At 28.1% G+C, this 21,827-nt stretch carries 16 protein-coding genes; 13 read left to right on the forward strand and 3 right to left on the reverse strand.

Going from position 1 to position 21,827, the window contains the following annotated elements:
• The first annotated feature begins 204 nt into the window (after positions 1-204).
• From DIC82_10640 to DIC82_10650, 3 genes are all read left to right on the forward strand, one after another.
• Complete coding sequence (locus DIC82_10640) at positions 205-1,446, forward strand: peptidase M16 (protein AWK51459.1); 1,242 nt, start codon at positions 205-207, stop codon at positions 1,444-1,446.
• Between the two features lie 44 nt (positions 1,447-1,490).
• Positions 1,491-2,126, forward strand: a complete 636-nt coding sequence (locus DIC82_10645; GenBank protein ID AWK51460.1) for a recombination regulator RecX — start codon at positions 1,491-1,493, stop codon at positions 2,124-2,126.
• A gap of 365 nt (positions 2,127-2,491) precedes the next feature.
• The gene (locus DIC82_10650; GenBank protein ID AWK51461.1) at positions 2,492-3,220 is read left to right on the forward strand and encodes a transglutaminase; all 729 of its coding nucleotides are present in this window, start codon (positions 2,492-2,494) and stop codon (positions 3,218-3,220) included.
• A gap of 82 nt (positions 3,221-3,302) precedes the next feature.
• On the opposite strand, the gene DIC82_10655 is transcribed toward DIC82_10650, so the two are convergent.
• A complete protein-coding gene (locus tag DIC82_10655; protein AWK51462.1) occupies positions 3,303-3,662 on the reverse strand; it encodes a hypothetical protein in 360 nt (119 codons plus the stop codon).
• A gap of 186 nt (positions 3,663-3,848) precedes the next feature.
• Between DIC82_10655 and DIC82_10660 the strand changes: the two genes are divergently transcribed.
• From DIC82_10660 to DIC82_10695, 8 genes are all read left to right on the forward strand, one after another.
• Positions 3,849-8,147 carry a 2-hydroxyglutaryl-CoA dehydratase gene (locus DIC82_10660; GenBank protein ID AWK51463.1) on the forward strand — a complete coding sequence of 1,433 codons (4,299 nt, stop codon included), beginning with the start codon at positions 3,849-3,851 and terminating at the stop codon, positions 8,145-8,147.
• Between the two features lie 394 nt (positions 8,148-8,541).
• A complete protein-coding gene (locus DIC82_10665) occupies positions 8,542-9,576 on the forward strand; it encodes an exopolysaccharide biosynthesis protein (protein AWK51464.1) in 1,035 nt (344 codons plus the stop codon).
• Between the two features lie 101 nt (positions 9,577-9,677).
• Positions 9,678-10,742, forward strand: coding sequence for a hypothetical protein (locus tag DIC82_10670; GenBank protein AWK51465.1), 1,065 nt, complete (start codon positions 9,678-9,680; stop codon positions 10,740-10,742).
• Positions 10,743-11,441: 699 nt separating this feature from the next.
• Positions 11,442-12,785: an MATE family efflux transporter gene (locus DIC82_10675; protein AWK51466.1), complete on the forward strand. Its 1,344-nt coding sequence runs from the start codon at positions 11,442-11,444 to the stop codon at positions 12,783-12,785.
• A gap of 243 nt (positions 12,786-13,028) precedes the next feature.
• Positions 13,029-14,084: a chemotaxis protein gene (locus DIC82_10680; GenBank protein ID AWK53070.1), complete on the forward strand. Its 1,056-nt coding sequence runs from the start codon at positions 13,029-13,031 to the stop codon at positions 14,082-14,084.
• A gap of 65 nt (positions 14,085-14,149) precedes the next feature.
• Complete coding sequence (locus DIC82_10685; protein ID AWK51467.1) at positions 14,150-14,908, forward strand: hypothetical protein; 759 nt, start codon at positions 14,150-14,152, stop codon at positions 14,906-14,908.
• A 508-nt stretch (positions 14,909-15,416) separates the two neighbouring features.
• The gene (locus DIC82_10690) at positions 15,417-15,944 is read left to right on the forward strand and encodes an NUDIX hydrolase (protein AWK51468.1); all 528 of its coding nucleotides are present in this window, start codon (positions 15,417-15,419) and stop codon (positions 15,942-15,944) included.
• A 423-nt stretch (positions 15,945-16,367) separates the two neighbouring features.
• Complete coding sequence (locus DIC82_10695; protein AWK51469.1) at positions 16,368-17,396, forward strand: cell wall-binding protein; 1,029 nt, start codon at positions 16,368-16,370, stop codon at positions 17,394-17,396.
• 373 nt (positions 17,397-17,769) lie between these two features.
• On the opposite strand, the gene DIC82_10700 is transcribed toward DIC82_10695, so the two are convergent.
• The gene (locus DIC82_10700; protein ID AWK51470.1) at positions 17,770-18,951 is read right to left on the reverse strand and encodes an AI-2E family transporter; all 1,182 of its coding nucleotides are present in this window, start codon (positions 18,949-18,951) and stop codon (positions 17,770-17,772) included.
• A gap of 454 nt (positions 18,952-19,405) precedes the next feature.
• Between DIC82_10700 and DIC82_10705 the strand changes: the two genes are divergently transcribed.
• Entirely contained in the window at positions 19,406-19,975 is a 570-nt protein-coding gene (locus DIC82_10705; GenBank protein AWK51471.1) for a hypothetical protein, read from the forward strand.
• Positions 19,976-20,249: 274 nt separating this feature from the next.
• Positions 20,250-20,834 carry a cell wall-binding protein gene (locus tag DIC82_10710; GenBank protein ID AWK51472.1) on the forward strand — a complete coding sequence of 195 codons (585 nt, stop codon included), beginning with the start codon at positions 20,250-20,252 and terminating at the stop codon, positions 20,832-20,834.
• A gap of 88 nt (positions 20,835-20,922) precedes the next feature.
• Here the strand turns inward: DIC82_10710 and DIC82_10715 are convergent, their stop codons facing one another.
• On the reverse strand, positions 20,923-21,813 hold the full coding sequence (locus DIC82_10715) for an AraC family transcriptional regulator (GenBank protein ID AWK51473.1): 891 nt from the start codon (positions 21,811-21,813) through the stop codon (positions 20,923-20,925).
• Positions 21,814-21,827 lie beyond the last annotated feature (14 nt).

The following is a 21,827-nucleotide window of genomic DNA, read 5'->3' on the forward strand; positions in this document are numbered from 1 at the left end:
TTGATACGTTATAATGTTACTATACATTATTTTAGACTTCAGAAATAGTAGGAATATATTTTTAATTATGATATGATTAGGGGTGCAAAGTTAACGATAGAGGTTATAATAAAATAATTGGATTTTACCAAAACATATCGATTAATACAGAAAAATATTAATTATAAATATGAAAAGATTAGATAACAAGTAGGAGATTGATAAATGATAAAATTAAATTTTGATGTAAAGAGACATACTTTAGCAAATGGGCTAGAAGTAATAACAATAAATAAAGATACTCAGATTGCGGCTATAAATATAGGAATTAAAGTAGGCGCATTATATGAGAGTTTAGAACAAAAAGGTATAAGTCATTTTATTGAACATACATTATTTAAGGGAACTACAACTAGAAGCGATGAGGAACTTAATGAAGAATTAGAAGCTTTGGGTGGAGAATACAATGCTTATACAGACTATGATGCAACAGTGTATACAATTAATTGTTTGATGGAAGAATTTGAAAAAGCAGTAGAACTTTTAGGTGATATGGTGATAAATCCAAAGTTTGACAAGGGTGAAATTGAAAAGGAACGGGGAGTTATTTTATCTGAAATAAGGATGAGTAAAGATGATATAGAAGATTTGAGTTTTAAGAATGTAAATAGAATTGCATTTACTAAGAGTGCGCTTAAATATGAAGTAACTGGACTTGAAGAGAATGTTTCAAGATTTACTAGAGAAGAAATAGTATATTATTATACTAAACACTATACTCCTAAAAATTCACTTATAACTATGGTATCATCTTTAAGTCATGAAGAAGCATTAAAATTGGTAGAAGATCAATTTAAAGGATGGAAAGGCGAAAAGCCTAAGCGCATAGATATTATAAAAGAAAAAAATAAGAAAATAACATCAATAAGCTATAAAAAAGATATTGAACAAAGTACAATAGTTTATTTGTACACCTTCGATGATTTGGAAAAATCTGATGAGCTTTCTCTTAGAATATTAAATCATAGGCTTGGTGAAAGTTCAAATTCACTACTTTTTAGAGAAATAAGGGAAAATAGAGGATTAGCTTATGATATTTATACTCATCTTGAAATAACTAATAGCATAAAAACTCTTTATATATATACCGCAGTTGGAGAAGAAAATGTTGACGAAGCTAAAGATGCAATTGATGAGACTTTGAAGAAGTTAGTTGATGGGGAAATTCAAATTGTAGATAAAGATTTAAATATAATGAAGAAAGTTCATAAAACGGCTGTAATATCTACGTTAGAGGATTCTTCAGAATTATGCAATTATATGCTTCATCAAGCTTTAGAAGATGAAGATATATTTGAATTTGTTAAGGATATGGACAGATTAAATAACTTAGATACAATTAAAATCAATGAAGTAGGTAAAAAGGTTTTAATAAATCCAACAATTCATATACTAAAATCTAATTAGCAAATATAAATTATAATTATAAGTAAAGGTGAAAATAAGGAATTATGGCGATAATAACAAAAATAGAAATTCAAAAGAAAAATAAAGAAAGAGTTAATTTATTCTTAGATGGAGAATATGCCTTTTCTCTTTCCGTAGAGTTAGTTTATAAAGAAGGTCTTAATAAAAATGAAGAGATAGATTCAGAAAAACTTAAAATTTTAGCAGAGCATGAGAGCTTAATAAGATGCAAGAATTCTGCTTTAAGAATAATTGAAAAAAGTTATAAAACTGAAAAAGAGGTAAGAGATAAACTAATACTAAAGGGGTATGAAGATAACTCCATAAATAAAAGTATTGAATTTCTTAAAGAATATAATTTCATAAATGACAGCAATTATACAAAAGCATTTATAAGTGATAAATTAAAGTCTCAAGGAAGTCAGAAAATTAAGTATACCCTAATTCAAAAAGGTATACCAAAAGATAAGATAGAGGAAGAATTATCTAATTTAAATAAAGAAAATGAAAAAAATATTGCACTTAATTTAGCAAAGAAAAAGCTTGATATCATAAAAAAGAAGGAAAATGATAATTTCAAGATTTCAGGTAAGTTGTATAGATACTTAATTTCTAAGGGATATGGATATGATGTTACAAGTGAGGTTGTTAAGGAAATTATGTCATTAGATGAGTTTTAATGCAATATATTAGGCATATTCACCTAATAGTCCACAAGGATGTAATATATCTCCTTGTAAGATTCAAAATATACATCACATCTTTAACATGTCAATCTCTTTTTAATGTCTTAAAGGCAAATATTAACTTACAATAATGGTATAAGTTTTGGTATAATGATAGTATAAAGTGAAACTTTTTAGATGGAATTTTATATTCCAGCTAAATTTAGTTGAACTAATCTAGGGTCGTGCAGTTCTTAGCTAGCATCTATGATGGGAGGTTAGAAATGCTAGACATCAGACAAAGTGAAACTTTTTAGATGAAATTTTAAGTTTCAACTAAATTAAAATTAGGTAGGATATTATTTATGGAGGAAAAAATCATGAAGGAAAATAAATTTTTACTAGTGATTTCTGGAATTGCTTCAGGGTGTGTTCAAATAAGTATAATTATTGCAATGTTAGTTTTTTCTAATATAACATTTAATCCTACAACTAACAGTTCTTTTTCAGAAAATGGACTAAAACAAGAGATTTCATTTAATGAATATAGTTCAGATAGCAAAAACAAAATTAGTGGATTTTTTAAGAATAGACAATCAAGTAAAAGTGAATCTTCTAATACAGTTACTATCTATAATGGAATTACTATAGATGAAGGAATAAAATCAAACTCAAATATTAATAATAAAGCAGTTGAATTAACAGAAAGTGCTACAAGTGATAGAGAAAGAGCTAAAATTTTATATACTTGGGTTGGAAGAAATATAAAGTATGATAATGATAAAGCTGAGAAAGTATTATATGGGAGTGACAATCGCCAAATGCCAGAGAGTGGTGCTATATGTGCCTTTGAAAGTAAGTCAGGAATATGTTTTGATAAAGCATGTCTTTATGTAGCTATGTCTAGAGCTATAGACCTTAAAGTAAGATTGATAGGTGGACAGGCGTTTGATGGTGAACAATATGTAGGGCATGCATGGAATCAAGTTTATCTAAATGACGAAAATATGTGGATAAATGTAGATCCGACATTCTATGATGGAGGAAATTATTTTGATTCCAATCTATTTAATAATCATAATGCAGAAGAAATTGCTGGAGAATGGTAGTAACATATTATTATGACATTTAAAGAAAGCCAGCGGCCTTCAATCCTAGCAGTTAATTGTTAGCTATTAGCTGACTTAAGTATTAAATTATTTTTTTATATAGCTTTGAAATAATAAGATTAATAGCTTTTTCACAGTCATTATCATTAGGATCTATTGACCAAGCTAGATTAAAAAGACGCAAAGCTGTATCAAGACATTCCTTCATAACATAACAATATCCTAGGTTGAAAAAGTATTTACTTTCATGTTTAAGGGAAATTGCTTTATTTAGCATTATTATTGCATCATCAAAGTTTTTTAGTTTAATAAAGCAAACACCACAATTATAATATGAACAGGCTTCATTTGCATTTTGAGATGCAGATTTTTTATAACAATCAATAGCCCTTTCATAATCTTGTATATTATAAAATTTATTTCCTTCATTAAAATAATTCATTTGTAACCTCCAAAAGTCAAATTGTAAATACTGCCTTAAATACTTTATAATTATAGACAATATTTTAAATAACTATACATATGAACTTATTAATTTATAGTTTTAATTTATTAAGACATAGCATACATGCAAATTGAAAAAATAGTGTATGTTAATTGAAAAAAACAAAGAGGTGAATGCTAGAATATGATAAATTATAAAATTGGATTAGATATAGGATCAACAACAGTAAAGTTAGCAGTTCTTAATAATGAGGACAGCATAATATATAGTAAATACCAAAGACATTTTTCAGATATAAGAAGCACTATTATAGATTTAATAAAGGAATCTTATGAAGTCTTGGGAGATATTAACTGCAAGATTAGTATAACTGGATCAGGGGGGATGTCAGTTTCTAAATGGCTAGGGATTGGTTTTGTACAAGAAGTAATCGCGTGTTCAAAAACAGTTGAGACACTTATTCCACAAACTGATGTTGTAATAGAACTTGGTGGTGAAGATGCTAAAATAACATATTTTAAAGGTGGACTAGAGCAACGGATGAATGGAAGTTGTGCAGGAGGTACTGGGGCTTTCATCGATCAAATGGCAATATTGTTAAACACAGATGCGTTAGGATTAAACGAATATGCAAAAGAATATAAGGTATTATATCCTATAGCATCAAGATGTGGGGTTTTTGCTAAAACAGATGTACAACCATTGATAAATGAAGGGGCTCATAAAGCAGATATAGCTGCATCAATACTTCAAGCAGTAGTAAATCAAACTATAGGAGGCCTTGCTTGTGGTAAACCAATAAAAGGGAATGTAGCCTTTCTTGGTGGACCATTATTCTTTTTATCAGAACTAAGACAAAGATTTGTTGAGACGTTAAATTTAGAAGGAGACCAAATAATTGCTCCAGAAAATTCTCAACTTTTTGTTGCTATAGGAGCTGCACTTTTATCACAAAAAGAAAAATTAACATCTTTAAAAAAGATAGTAGGTAAGATTTCAGATATATCGGATATAAAGGATGATAATCAAGCAAGACTTGAACCATTATTTAAGGATCAAGAAGATTATAAAATATTTAAAGATAGACATAATAAAAATGTATTAAAAAGAGCAGAACTAAATAGTTACAAGGGCCAAGCATATCTAGGAATAGATGCAGGTTCGACAACAACTAAAGTGGCGCTCATAAGTGAAAATTCTGAGCTTTTATATTCTTACTATGGAAGTAATGAAGGAAATCCATTAAATAAAGTCGTAGATATTATAAAAGACTTATATGAAAAACTTCCAGACACTGTGGAAATTATGAATTCTACAGTTACAGGTTATGGAGAAGCTTTAATTAAATCTGCGTTACATATAGATATTGGAGAAATTGAAACAATTGCACACTATAAAGCCGCAGATTACTTTTTGCCAGGCGTAGACTTCATTTTAGATATAGGTGGACAAGACATGAAGTGTCTAAAAATTAAAAATGGAGCAATAGATAGCATACTCTTAAATGAAGCTTGTTCATCAGGATGTGGATCATTTATTGAAAGTTTTGCTAAAACTCTTGATATGAAAATTGAAGATTTTGCAAAGGAAGCACTATTTTCAAAAGCACCAGTAGATTTAGGTTCTAGATGTACAGTATTTATGAATTCTAGAGTTAAGCAATCTCAGAAGGAAGGCGCAACGGTTTCTGATATTTCAGCAGGAATTTCATATTCTGTTATAAAAAATGCTTTGTTTAAAGTAATAAAATTAAGAAGTGAAAGTGATATAGGTGAAAAAGTTATAGTACAAGGCGGAACTTTTTATAATGAAGCTGTACTTAGAAGTTTTGAACTTATTTCAGGTAGAGAAGTCATAAGACCAGATATATCAGGTCTTATGGGTGCCTTTGGATGTGCAATTATTGCAAAGGAGAGATATATTGAAGGCGAAAAGTCTAGTTTATTACAAAAAAATAAAATAGATGAATTTGAAATGGAATCATCTTTTAGAAGGTGTGGAAAGTGCGGAAACAACTGTTTACTTACTATAAATAAATTTTCTACGGATGAGGAGTTTATTTCAGGTAATAGATGTGAAAGAGGATTAGGCATAGATAAACCTAAAGAGGATAAATTACCTAATTTATATGACTATAAATATAAGAGAACCTTCAATTATAAGCCTCTCAAAGAAGACGAAGCAAAACGTGGCGTTATTGGAATTCCAAGAGTACTTAACATGTATGAGAATTACCCATTTTGGTTTACTCTTTTAACTAGTTTAGGATTTAGTGTTAAGCTATCGCAAGCTTCAAGCAAGAAAATATATGAACTTGGAATAGAGACAATTCCATCAGAATCAGCTTGTTATCCAGCAAAACTTGCTCATGGTCATGTAATTAATTTAATAAATAGAGGAATTAAAAATATATTCTATCCTTGTATATCATATGAAAAAAATGAGTTTAAGGATGCTCAAAATAATTATAATTGTCCTATGGTAATTTCTTATCCAGAAGCCATAAAAAACAATATGGATGAATTAAAATCAAATGATATTAATTTTATGGAACCATTTTTATCTTTAAATGATGATAATGAACTTGCTAATAGATTAGTAACAGAATTTAAAATATTTAATGTTACGCTACAAGAAGCAAAAATAGCAATAAATAAAGCAAGTATGGAAAGAGATGCTTACAAAAAAGACATACAAAACAAAGGCGAAGAAGTTATAGATTATTTGAGAAAAAATAATAAAAAAGGAATAGTATTAAGTGGAAGGCCATATCATATAGATCCAGAAATAAATCATGGTATTCCTGATATTATAAGTTCCTTTGATATGGCAGTATTAACTGAAGACAGCGTATCACATTTAGGAGTATTAAAAGATAAATTGAGAGTCGTAGATCAATGGACATACCATTCAAGATTATATAGAGCTGCAGCTTTTGTAGCTGAAGAGTCATGCTTGGACATAATTCAATTAAATTCTTTTGGATGTGGACTAGATGCTGTTACTACAGATCAAGTAAATGAAATAATTTCATCTACAGGCAAAATATATACAGTTCTAAAAATAGATGAAGGAAATAATTTAGGAGCAGCCAAAATAAGAATAAGATCATTAAAAGCTGCAATGGATGAAAGAGAAAGAAAGAATTATAAACCAATTGAAGAAAAAATTATATATAAAAATCCAATATTTACAGCTGAAATGAGGAAAACTCATACAATTTTATGTCCTCAAATGTCTCCAATACATTTTGATTTAATTGAAACAGCAGTAAGAGCAGCTGGGTATAATATTGATGTGTTACCATCCATGGATATGAAAGCAGTGGATGAAGGATTAAAATATGTTAATAATGATGCTTGTTATCCTTCAATAATAGTAGTTGGTCAAATGATTGAAGCTTTAAAATCAGGTAAATATGATGTGAATAATACTTCAGTTATAATGTCACAAACTGGTGGAGGCTGTAGAGCTACAAATTACATTGGTTTTTTAAAGATGGCATTAAAGCAAGCTGGATTTGAACAAGTACCAGTTATATCTTTAAATGCAATAGGACTTGAAGAACAACCAGGGTTTAAAATTACAGCAAAACTTCTTCATAAAGCAATTATGGCTTTAGTTTATGGTGACTTATTTATGAGAGTTTTATATAGGACAAGACCTTATGAAAAACTTAAGGGGTCAGCAAATGAACTTCATAAAAAGTGGAATGAAAGAGCTAAATCCAATTTAATTAATGGAAGTAAAAGAGAATTTAATAAAAATGTAAAAGAAATAATTAGTGATTTTGATAATTTACCATTATTAAACATAAAAAAACCTAAGGTTGGTATTGTTGGAGAAATATTAGTTAAATTCCATCCAACAGCTAATAATGATATAGTAGGAATTTTAGAAAATGAAGGAGCAGAAGCAGTAGTTCCAGATCTTTTGGATTTCTTCTTCTATTCAGCTTTTGATGCAGATTTTAAAGCTAAATTTCTTGCAGGAAGCAAAATGTCAAAGAATTTATGTAATATAGCAATTATGTATATGGAAACTTATAGAAAAACAATGAAGAAATATCTAGAAAAAAGCAATAGATTCTATAAACCTAAACATATAAAAGAACTAGCTAACATGGCATCACCTATACTATCACTTGGAAATCAATGTGGAGAAGGATGGTTTTTAACAGCTGAAATGATTGAACTTATAAAAAGTGGAACTAGCAATATAGCTTGTCTTCAACCTTTTGCATGTTTACCTAATCATGTGACTGGAAAAGGAATGATTAAGACTTTAAAGGAAAGATATCCAAGCTCAAATATAGTGGCTATAGATTATGATCCAGGGGCATCAAATGTAAATCAATTAAATAGAATTAAACTTATGCTATCAGTAGCATTTAAAAATTTAGAAGAAGAACCTACAATTCATAAGGAACAAGAAGAAGGCATAGAGAAACAACAGTTCCATAATGAAGTAAGTCTAACTTAGCATACAGATACACTCTTTAGGCTTTTTATTTATCTAGAGGTACAAATTCAAAATTGAGCGTATACTTTTAGATAAACTTTGAAATATTCACAATTTAAATTAATATATAGAAATTACTTTTAGTTGTGAATCTTATCTTAAAATTATTAAATACTATTATGATTAATTTGAGTAGAAGGGACAATTGTTCCTTCTATTTCTGGTTTATTTTATATGATGTTTAGAAAATAATGGGTAAACTTATTGTCAAAGTGTGCTTAGGAGTGTATCTTATATATAGTAATGTATAATTGTTAATTACTATGTAGTTGTTAGCAATAATATTCTAAAGAGTTGATAGCTAAGAACTGATATACATGGAAAAAATTTAAGATATGCAATTTGGAGGTAATAAATGGACACGGAAGATAATCAAGGGACAGTGGAAAAATCAAAAAGTAAGAAATTTAAACCATTAGTATTTCTTATGGGAATAATATATATAGTTGTTTTTTTAGGAATAACAACTCCGCTTGTATTGGTTTTCGGACCATATGAAAATACGAGAAGGGTATTTGTATCAACTTTACTTGGAACAAGACATGCATATTTAATAACTGATTTTATTTCGCAACAAAGTATAAATGAAATTTTAGGAGTAAAGCAAGAAGAGCCAAAAGAACAGATTACTCAAAATATTGCTACAGATATTAATAAAATAAAGGTTAAATACACAAGTGGAAATGATATAAGTCGATATGATATACATACAGATAGGTACGATGGATATGTATTAGAAATAAAGAATCCCTTAGGTGTTAAGGTTGCAATGACAAAATATGTAGGTAAAATAGGACAAAAGACAAGTGAAATGGCAAATGAATATAATGCTATTGCTGCTATTAATGGAGGCGCTTTTGTTGATGAGTCTTCAGATGGAACACTTTATGCAGGAACTGGGGCAGAACCGGGTGGCTTTGTAATTTCTGCAGGAAAAGTTGTATACCCAAAAACTAATGTGAAGAAAAATAATATTGAAAATGTCATTGCTTTTACAAAAGGAGGAAAACTTATAGTTGGAGATCATACTCTTGTGGAACTTCAAAAATTAGATGTACAGGAAGCAATGTGTTTTAGAAGACCTAATATTATAATTAATGGAAAGCCGCAGGTTAGAGACAAAATGGCAGATGGACTTAACCCTAGAACTGCAGTTGGACAAAAGGAAGATGGAACAGTAATATTTTTGGTTATCGATGGCAGAAAAATTACAGCGCCAGGAGCAAGTATATATGATGTGCAACAAATAATGATTGAAAGAGGAGCTATTAATGCAGGTGCACTAGATGGCGGATATTCATCAACAATGTATTATAAAGGTGAGGTGATAAATTCTCCTAATGCGTGGGATGGAGAAAGGTCTGTTGCTACAGCATTTTATGTTGAGTAATACACATGAAAGAAAAGAAAATCTTTCTAAATCTTATGGAACTGAAATAAAATAAGTATCCAAAGATACGACGTATATTTTGTGTAGGAGAGGATTAATTAATGAAAAACTTGGTGAGAATATTAGCATGGACTCTTATAGCATTAGTAATTCAACAAAGTATATTTTTATATGTAGAAAAGGTATATCTAGCTACAGATGTAAAAATAGAAGCTGAAAAAGTTGAAGAAAAAGAAATTCCAAAAGAGAAGAATCTAAATGAAATTAATATAAAAGATGGAATAGGTCAAGTTTCATTATCATCAGACGGAAGATTTGTAGCTTTCTTAGAAGATAATAAGCTTAAAGTTTTGGATAGTAATGATAACAGTGAAAAAGAATTTCAAAGTGATAGCGATGGGGAAGTAGTATTTTATAAGTGGTTAACAAATGAAAATAGCATAATTATTATTCAGAAAGTACAGAAAGATGGAGATTTTTACTTTGAACCAGTATCATTTACTGCAAATAAAGGAGAAGCAAGACAACTTACAGATGTTAATTTAAATGAAGTAAAAATAAACATAAAAAATAGAAATGATAAAATTGATAACGTAGTATTTTCAAATGCAACACATAGTCTTTACATAAAGGTTCAAAAGCAAAATGGGAAAAGTGATTTGTATTATGCAAATGTAATGAATCAATTAGCAGAAGTTAGGACAAACAAAGATATAGGGAATATTATAGTTCCAACTACAAATGCAAATGCAGTAATGGAAATGGGAGAAAATGCAACTATATTAAATAGTCAAGGAAATATAGAAATACCTAATGTTAAAATCACAAAAGTATTGGGTACTGATATTGGTGATAATGTATACTTTGGTGAGCAAGTAAATGATAAAATTACTAAAATTTATTATACAATATTAAATAATGATAAGCTTCAATGGAAGACATTAACGTTATCAAAGCCGGTAGACAAGGAAGATATAATAGTAGATTATTCTGGCAAAGTTTATGTGAATGATAAACTTGCAGGGAGTGTTTTAGAGCTTACGAGTAAAAAGACAATTAAATATCAAGGACAATTAGTACAAGCATATTCTAAAGGAATTATCTCTAGAGATAACAATAAATTAATAAAGAATGAAATAGTAGAAAATAAAATATCTATTAATTAATCGTGTGAAATATAGATACCCACAGTGAAGACTGCACTTAAATGTATGTCACACCGAAATGAAAGTCATGCATTTGTTCAGGTTACGTGAGGATTTAGCTGTGAATTTCTAATAGCAGAAGTTGTACCAAAAAGCTAGCCTCAAAGGCAAGCACTCACAGAGAAAGTTCGAAGAACGAAATGTAAGATGCCTACAAGGGGAAAGTTCAGGAGGTCAAATATAAAATTTGGACCTTCACTTTTCGATTCTCACTTTTTTTAACAAGCATTTTGGAACAACTACTACTAAAGAAATATCTACAGCTAAATCCGAAATAGTAACACTTCCACAAAAGCATGACCTTCATTTCTAGTTGGGTATATTTCCATAGTATAAGTACAATTTTAGGTATGTATATCTACATAAGGTATGGATTATATAAAAATAATTGATAACAGAGTTATACTTAGTATTAATAGAAGATAAGAAATTATGTTATAAAAAAACAAGTTTGTATTGTCACAGATATTCATAGGCAGGTAATTTAGTCGTGGAATTAGTGTGTAAAGGTAGAAATTAATTATCTGATAATTTGAATTTTGATACAAATACTTCTATAATAATATAGTATATTCATATTATTATAGTTGTTAACGTGAACAATATATTTTACTATATAATGAATTTATGGACAGCAAATAACAAGGGAGATGTCATAAAATGTTAATACGAAAAAATATTTTAAAGTTAGCAGTACCAATAATGATAGAGCAAACTTTTGTTATGCTACTTGGAGTATGCAATACCATGATGGCAGGACATATTGGAGAAGAAGCAGTTTCAGCAATTGGAATGGTTGATTCAATAAACATGCTGTTTATATCTTTCTTTGCAGCGTTATCAGTTGGTGCAACTGTAGTAGTTGCGCAACAAATTGGACAAGAGCAAATTAAAAAGGTTAATGAAACCGCCAAACAAGCATTAATATCAGGAATTATAATATCAGGAATTATAACATTGTCTTTATGGATTTTTCGTGTATCTATAATAAATTTTCTTTATGGTTCAGCGGAAGAGTTGATTAAATCAGATGCTAAATTATATATAGAATTTACTTTATTTACATATCCATTTATTGCTGTAGAGCAAATTGCCAATGGTATACTTAGGGGATGTGGCGATACTAAAACCCCAATGTATATTACAATGTTTATGAATATGATTAATATTATTTTAGGATACATATTAATATATGGAATTCAAGTTCTTAATGTGCCGTCAATTGGAATAATGGGAGCAGCTCTATCAATAGCCATAGCAAGAATAATTGGTACTATGATTATAATGATAGTTTTATTTAGAGGAAGTAAAATTATAAAAATAAGGAAATTATTTCCGTTCAAATTTGATATTGACGTACAAAAAAGTATATTTAATATAGGAATACCTGCAGGTATAGAACAAGTGATTTTTAATGCAGGAAAATTAATAGTACAGGTATTCATAGTAACAATGGGAACAACTTCGATTGCGGCTAATGCTATTGGAATGTCAATAGCACAAATAATTAATGTTCTAGGAACTGCACTTTGCTTAGCTGCAACTACTATAGTTGGTCAGAATATTGGTAGAAATGATGTTAAAGGCGCAAAAAGTGAATTAATTTACTTAGTTAAGTTTGCTACTATTTGTTTAGTATCTTTAGGACTTTTATTTATACCAATTTCTGAATGGCTGGCAAGTCTTTATACATCTGATCTAGAAGTAATAAAACTTACAGCAATGTTAATTAAAAGCAACAGTCTAGCATGGTTAGCATGGCCAATTTCATTTATACTCCCGGCAGGACTTAAAGGAGCAGGTGATACTCTATATACTATGATGACTGCTTTTATAGGTATGTGGATTTTTAGAATATGCTTTGGCTATATATTGGGGGTTGTATGTGGGTTTGGAATTCTTGGAATATGGATTGGAATGTATATGGATTGGGTTATTCGTGGAATAATGTATTTAATTAGACTAAGAGGGACTAAGTGGCTTAAACATAGGCTTATAAATTGAATAAATATAGTATTATAAATAATAATACAATAATAAGGAATATTTTCATTAATTATTGAAAATATTCCTTTTAAAATTAAGCAAAATTGAAATATAATTGTTTATATTTCAATTTTTACCAAGATAAGATATAATAATACTGTGATTAATGAAATATTTAAATAAATAAAAAAATATGACATTAAATAATTTATTTAAATCAACAAATAAATATAATAAAACAAGAAGGGAACGATCAAAATGATTAAGAGAAATGTAAACATTATCGTTATTGCAGTAATAATTATAACGAGTTCTTTAATACCTGCATTTTTAGAAAAGTCTGTTATAGCTACAGGAATAATCGCATTGATATCAGCCATAATTGCAGCAATATATTTAATAATATTTGGAAAGTATGATGATGTAAAAATTGAAAATAAAGGAATGCATGAAGAAATTACGGACACAACAGTAATTCCAATGGCAAAAGAAGAAGCGTCTATAAATATAGTTAATGTTGTTGATAATAAGAAAAAACATGAAATGCAAGAATTGGCATTATTTCAAGAAGAAACAGTACAAGCTTTAAATAATACTATAAGTGAAATGGTTTGTAGTGTTAATGAAATAAGTAATAATCTTAAAGAATTAACTAATACGTCTGAATCTGCAAACGATGGTACTATAAAACTTGCAGAATCACTAGCTAAGACAATGTATTTTACAAGTGTAGGTACTGAGAATATGGAAAATATGGACGCTTCAATGGAAAAAATATATCGAGCTAATAAATTATTGGACGATTCTGTACAAGTCGCAAATAATTCTACAAAGGAAGCAATAGATATTATTCAGCTTATAGGAAATATAGCAAATCAAACTAATTTATTAGCTTTAAATGCAGCTATAGAAGCAGCAAGAGCAGGGGACGCAGGACGCGGATTTTCAGTAGTTGCAACAGAAATTAGAAAACTAGCAGATGATGTTAAAACTGCAGTTAATAGTGTTTATAGTATAATAAATGATATAACACTTGCAATAAATAAAACAACTCAAAATGCAAGAGAGGGTGGGGAACTTATACAAGAAAGTATAAATACAGTAAAGATGGCAGAAGAAACTTTTAAACAAATAGTAGAAGAGATAAATCAGATTGATACTCATGCAAATTCTGTATCAGAATTAAATTGTAGATGTGAAACTATTAAAACAGCAGTATTTGAAATGTCAACATCACAAGCTAAATCAATTGATATTTTACTAGGAACTGCAAGAAAATTAAATGAAACAACAAAGTCAATAAAAAATAAAATATAAAAAAGTTGTCATAATTAGATTGTTAGATGTATAAAATAACTATGAAAAAAGGGGGGACAGAATTTATGAATAAAGATAAAAAAACTAAATTAATAGGTACTGGTAGGATATTAGGAACTATGGTAGTTTTAGGTGGTGCCCTAGCCATAACTAAAAAGATTAGGATTAATAAAATACAGAAGCTTTTAAAAAGTGAAAAATACTCCACGGGTAATACTAGAAAATTTGGAACATTGTATTTAGATAATGAAAAGCAAAAAAGACCAGAAGATTTTTTTGAGTTTAAAGATGTTCCAGTATATTCAGGACAAAAAATAGAAATAAGGGATACAAATAAAAGTGACGAAGATAAATTATCATGGGTAGAAATAAATGATAATGATAAGAGACTTTTAGTTTGTGATAGAAACATCTTAAAGGAAGTATCTTGGAACGAATTAAATGAACAAAATTTAATTTTTGGCAAAGTAGTAATAATAGAAAGTAAAAAGTATATTTTAAGACTTTTAACTGGATATGCTGAAAAGAAAAATAATAAATCTAGTGAATGGGATAGATATATAGTAAACGTAGATAATATTGTAGGTCTTCCCCAATATACCAAGTACCACATAGGTAATATATCAAATGAAGATAGTGAAGATGAAATAAATGAAGAAAACAAGAATTTGTGGCATTGGTTTAATTTTGCTAGTCTTACACAAAGTGAGTATTTTAAAAATCAAAAATTCTGTATAATAAGGGGATCACAGTCTAATAAGTCAGATAAGGACTTGAAATATGCAACAGTAGGATATAGACCAGTTTTAGAAGTGATTGAATAAACAAACTAGCATTCTAAATTAGTATTTTTAAAATGTACCAAAAGGCATATAAACGCTTGACTAAGTGCTTATATGCCTTTTGCTATATCCTTAATAGAAATATAAATATATGGAACCACCAAAAATAACATGAACAATATAAAATAAGCAAATGGTAAAGAAAGAAGAGTAAATTATGATTTCTCTAAAAAAGATTTATAGTTAATAGAACGATGAAAAAAATCAATAAATTATCAAATATATAGAGACAAAACTTATAATAATACTAAAAAAACAATTAAAATTGGATTAAATATTAATAAAAGATTGAATTATTAATATTTTATGAATTATTAAAAGTATTTTTTACAAGAATAGATAATTGCAGTATAATTTATGTTATAGAAAAATTAAATTTAGGAATAACTTATACAGAATATTTTTAAATCTAAAAGTAAATAGTATTATTTTAATAGATTTAGAATTTGTAATAATTACTTCAAAGTTTAGATTAATAAGGATGTGAGACATAGCTATGATGTTCAATAAACTTTTTGAAATAGATAAAGTAAGTGATTCAATTGGGAATATTAATTTTAGGGAAGCTGTTAGAGGAATTATAATAAAGGATAACAAAATTCTAATGGTACATTCTAAAAATAAAGACTACAAATTCCCTGGTGGAGGAATAAAAAGAGATGAGGGACACATAGATGCACTAAAAAGGGAAATAGAAGAAGAAACAGGCTATGTTTGTAACGCAGTAAATAATCAAGTTGGAATTGTAACTGAAAGAAGTAAAGACAGGTATTTTAACGATTGTGTTTTTAAGATGATATCATATTATTATATTGCTGAGGTAACTAATATAATAAAATCTCAAAAACTAGATCCATATGAAGCAAAGTTAGAATTCAAACCTGAATGGGTTAATATAGACGATGCAATAAAGAACAATGAGAACATAATAGATACAGGAACTGAACCTATTGCAAATTGGATTTTTAGAGAAACTTATGTATTAAAAGAAATTCAAAATTATATAAAGGAAAGATAAGTTCATAGTATGATGAAATACTAGGAAGTATATTTATAAAAAGTTATAATTACTAGCAATGAAAAGAGGATATTTTATGCTCATAAGAAAAGATGATTAGCCTTTTTTTTATATTATTGAACTCCATTCGTGGAGTTCTTTTATTATATAGTGAGAAGAAATGATTTATTAAGATGTCTACAAGTTACATATTTTTCGACAGTTGTATTGCGGATTTCCAAGATGAAATTCTATATTATTAAAAAAAGTATTATGGTATAATAAGAATAATTAAGATATATGGTAATAATTTGGAGGGCTTTAACAGAATAAATTTGAATTATTGTTTTGAAGGGAAGGTGAACAGCTAATTTAAAAATTAAATAAACCTAATTTAAAGGTATATATATTGAAAATTTAGAGAAAGAAAGAAGGTATTTACTGATGAAAAAATTTATTAAAAATCTAATATTAGGATTAATAGTAATATTAGCAATAGGTGGACAACCTGCATTTGCTGTAGATTATGATTTAAACACGTCTGTATATAACCACTTAGAAAATTGGGATACAGAATTTGAAATTAATTACTATAACTCTGATGTTTTAGATGTAATAAAAGATATTGCTCAAAAAGATGATTATTTAACTAGATCATTAAAGAGGTTAGAATATGAAAGAGTGGGAAATAGAGCAACCGTAAAAGTCACTTATTTAACAACCAAAGAACAAGAAGAGTATATAAATAAAGAGTTAACAACAATAGTTAATTCTATAATTACAAACAACATGAGCGATTATGATAAAATCAAAACAATAAATAAGTATATAGTTGATAGATATGAATATGATGATAGTCTGCTATCTAATAATGTATATTCTGCATTAACAACAGGAAAGACTATATGTCAAGGTTATGCAATGACTGCTTATAAGATGTTTAATTTAGCAGGAATAGAAAATAAAATTATCATTGGTGATTTAGATGGAGTTGCACATGGATGGAATTTAGTTAAGATTGATGGGAAATGGTACCATTTGGATGCTACAAATAATGATGTAACAAATAATAAATATTTTCTTAAAAATGATAAAACTTTAAGAAGTGATGGATTTACTTGGGAAGCTAATAATTATCCAATATGTGATGAAAATTATGAAGTAACATCAAATAGTAATCAAGGGTCAAGTAATTATGGACAACCTTCAATAGGTTATAAATCACATCTAGATGGCAATTGGTATTTTAGTAATAATTCATGGTATTTCTTAAGGAATACGAGTATTTATGCTACAGGTTGGAATATAATAGATAATAATTGGTATTGCTTAGGAAATAATGGTGCAATGCAAACAGGTTGGATATATTATAATGGGAAGTGGTATTACTGCTATCCAGTTAGTGGAGATATGGCAACTAACACTATTATTGATGGGTATAGAGTTGATTCAAACGGGGCATGGATATCATAAATTGAAATTTTTCAGGTGAAGGATTAACACTTCACCTGAATTTAGTTAAAATAGGTATTTAATACAAGAGGTTATTTTATTATTTGAACAAACTTTTTTTTGCCTAGTTTAATTATATCGCCACTTGAAATGGTTGTATTATCAAAATCAGTTACTTTATCCTTATTTATTTGAACGCCACCTTGATTTACAAGCCGTCTAAATTAATCATACGATTAACTCTTCAAGTACGCCAAAAATTTGGCTATCCAATTCTACTTATTCTTTTCATTGCTTTTACTATCAAATCTCATACTCAGAAATAAAGGAAACCCGACTCACAGACCTTCGCTGAGTAAGTTCGAAGACCCAAATGCAAGATTTGGATTTTCATTTAAGAATTATCTTGTTTTCTCATATAATTTTCGTACCAATTATTAAATAACACTTTAAAAGAAGCTGCAATTGGAACTGCAAGAAGCATTCCGAGCAATCCGCCTACATTACCACCAATCAATATTGCCAGCATAGTAAATACTTCATGTAAGCCTACACTATTTCCAACAATTTTAGGTGCGAGAAGGTTATTATCAACTTGCTGAACAAATAACATTGCAATGATTGCATAGAGCACTTTAATTGGTTTTCCACTAAGTAATCCAATTATTGCAGCAAGAATAGTACCAACAACTGGACCTACATAAGGAATCATATTGCATATACCTGCAATTATACCAATAATAAAAGCATAATCTATACCTGCAATTGAAAGTGCTATTGCAGATAAAACCCCAACAAAAAATGCTTCTAATAATTGACCTCGTAGGTATTTACCAAAAACCTCATGAATAACTCTGAAAATATAAGCAATCGTACCACCAACATTACTTTTTCTAAATACTAAATAATAAAGTTTATTCCATAAGCTCATAAAGTATTCAACATCTTTTATAAGATATATGCTAATTATCAGTGCAATAAAAAATGTCGCAATGCTGCTTCCAATAGACATTATGTAAGATGTCATATTCCCAAGGTTATTTTCAAGATACTTTTGAATATAACTAATTCCATCTATAATATATGGTTTAATGATGTCAACCAAAGAATTATTTAAACCATCTAAGGTTTTCGTTATGGATTCAGTTGAAAAGGATGTATGACTTAAGTATTGAAAAATAGTTTGAGTCATATTAGTTATAGTGATATTGTTTGACAATTGACCACCAATCATAAAATAAATTCCACAAAGCAATCCTAAAAAAATACCTATTATTAAAAGGTATGAAAAGATAATAGCTAAGACACGTCTTGTTTTTGCTTTTTGAATTCTATGGATATTATTTTTTTCTAAAAAGTTTTCGAGAATTCTAGTAATTGGGTATAAAAGATAAGCAATTACGATTCCTATGAGTAGTGGCTTAACTAAATTAACTAAATAGCCTACAATATCGAATGTAGTTTTAAATAATGTAGCAATATTTAAAATAATTAAAAATGCCATATATATTATAACGGCTGTAATAGTTATATATATCGAATATTTAAGTAGTTTTTTATCAAATTGAATTTTCATATGATAATATTAATCTCCTTAATCTTTTTTTATTTATTTTTCAAAAATTTATATGGTTTTTTATAGATTTATTTATTGTTAATCACTCAAAACATCTATATGTTTTACTGTAATTTAGAAACGATGTGAATTTGAATATATTTATTATTAACATTATACCATATTTTTTGAATGTGTCTTAATGGAATACTTCAAACTAATACAAGGAAATAATCCTGTACAATTAAATATTATTAAACAATTCTAATAACGTGTATACAATTGCTTAATATATTTTTCAAATTATTATATGTATCCATAATAGAATTATTAAATGATAGGATAACTAATCTAAATAGAAATAACATTTAAATAAACTCTAATCTTATTGGGATATCAATAGAATTATGGTTATATAATGTTAATTATTTTAATATATTTAAAATAGTTAATATTATAAAGGGCCGTGGTTAAAATGGGAGGAAGTTTTAACTGTCATGAAAATGAAAATTTAACTTATGATGATTTATATGATCAATCTAATAATTTAAAACAAGAATATGAGTTTTGTATGCCAATTGATGAATTTGATAATCTTGATAAGGATAATGAAAAAATAATATACTCCAAGAAGGAAATAGAAAATATATTAAAAGAATGTATAGAAAACATGGTTATAGAAATTGAAAATGTAATAGATGAAAAGTTTGGACAATATAATTTTATAACTACGTATAATAGGTACATTGATGATTGGAATGAAGTACTATGTAGTATTGAGGTTAATGGAAAGCTGGTCGATGTAAAGCTTACCAATGACTATATATGTGATGATACCAATAATATAAGTTCAGTTTATATTACATTATCTAGTGGTGGACAAGGTATTTTTACCGAATGTATAGAACGTATTAACCAAGAATATGAATTCATAGGTTCATCTTATGCTTATGTTCCTGTAAATGAAAATGAAATATGTTTTAAAGAGATAGATAAAGATAAATTCATAGAATCTATAATTTTAGAAATAAATAGAATAATATAAATCCAATATATTGCCATGGTAAAAACTCTACTTATGAGGATAATCAGTCGAAATAAGGAGCATGCTTTTGTTACGGTTTCTAATGAAACACTTAACAAAACATGCTCCTTATTTCTAGTAGAGGATATTTTCAATAAAAAAGAAATATAGGGATTTTAGAAATTGATAATTAGAAAAGACTTAAGAATTAAAGAATCTAATCGATAATTAATTATAAAATTATAATTTTCGATAAAATAATGATTTACATAAAATATTCTAGGAGATGAAAAAAATGAAGAGTAATAAATTTAGAATTTTAACTTTAGCCATAGTAGCAGTTTTAGCTCAAGGAACGTGTGCTTATGCAGCAAGTTCAACTGAGGATGACTATACTAAGGATGAATTAAATAATTTAGAACCAGGATTTGAATGGACGGATATTGATAAAAGCAACTATAGAGTTAGCAAATATATAAATAGTTTTTCAAGTGAAATGACTCCGCAGCAGGTGGCAGAGAGTGAGGACACCACTTCGACAACGGCGACTACTACTACATCAACAACGAATACTACAAATCAAACTATAGATTCAAATGTAGGAAATACTATAGTAAGTACTTCACCAAGTACAGGTAATAGCGGTGATTACTGGGGGAAGACTTCAGATGGAAAATGGGTATTGCTTGAACAAGGAGTCCCAGCAAGTGGATGGAAAATGGTAAGAGGAAAATGGTATTACATGGATCCAGATGGAGTAATGCAAACTGGTTGGATAAATGATGGCCAATCATGGTATTATCTAAATTCTGGAGGCGACATGGCATACAATACAATCATTAATGGATATTACCTTGACTGGAGCGGAGCTATGCAATAGATACCAACAGTGAAAAATATACTTGAGTATAACTTAGAAGGTGAGTATCTATGTAGATACTCCTAAGTGTAGTTTTAGCCTTGGGTATTTACAGACTTTTATTAATTTCTCTAAACTCTCTTGGAGTAAGTTTATATTTAGATTTAAATAATTTATTAAAATATGATACATTGTTAAAGCCAACTTCAAAGGATATATCCATTATAGAATTAGCAGTAGTATCTAAAAGTTTCGAGGCTATCTCAAGTCTATAAGTATTTATATATTCAATGCATGTCATTCCGATATACTTCTTAAAAAATCTCATAAAGTGATATTCGCTAAAATTACAAATAGAGCACATGTCTTTTATTGAAATATAATCCATGTAATGCTCTTTTATATAATTTAATATTATTTTTATTTTATTAGTTACATCACTTGATAAAGATGTAACTTTATTTTTTGCTATTAAATCATATTTATAAAGAAGTCCAAAAAAGTGATATAGAAGGGATTTTAATTCGATTTCAAAAGCAATACCCTTGGAATTATAACAATCAAAAATTTTTGTGACAGTATTAAATAATTCATCATAACCTTTAGAATTTTTTTTAATAATTAAAGGCAATTGATGTTCATTATTTAATATTGGAGCAAAATATTTAATAAGACAACCATCTGTAATAGCGCTTTTCAACATATTTAAATTGAACACCATAGTGCTCCAATACATATTTTTGTTATCTATTGGATGGATGGAATGCAAAGAGAAGGGCTTTACTAACACCAAATCTCCTGTTTCCAATTGATAGGAAATTAAATCTATTTTATATTCACCTATACCTTCATTTATTATAGTAAATTCTATTTCTTCATGCCAATGTATTGGTATAGCATAATATATTTCAGAAAATCCACAGTAATAAGTAGTAAAAGGTAAGATAAAATCACCATGAACAGCATTTTCTTTTAGATTTTTTAATTCAACATTATTCATATAAACCTCCATTG

The sequence above is a fragment of the Clostridium beijerinckii genome (assembly GCA_003129525.1).
Taxonomy (GTDB): domain Bacteria; phylum Bacillota; class Clostridia; order Clostridiales; family Clostridiaceae; genus Clostridium; species Clostridium beijerinckii_D.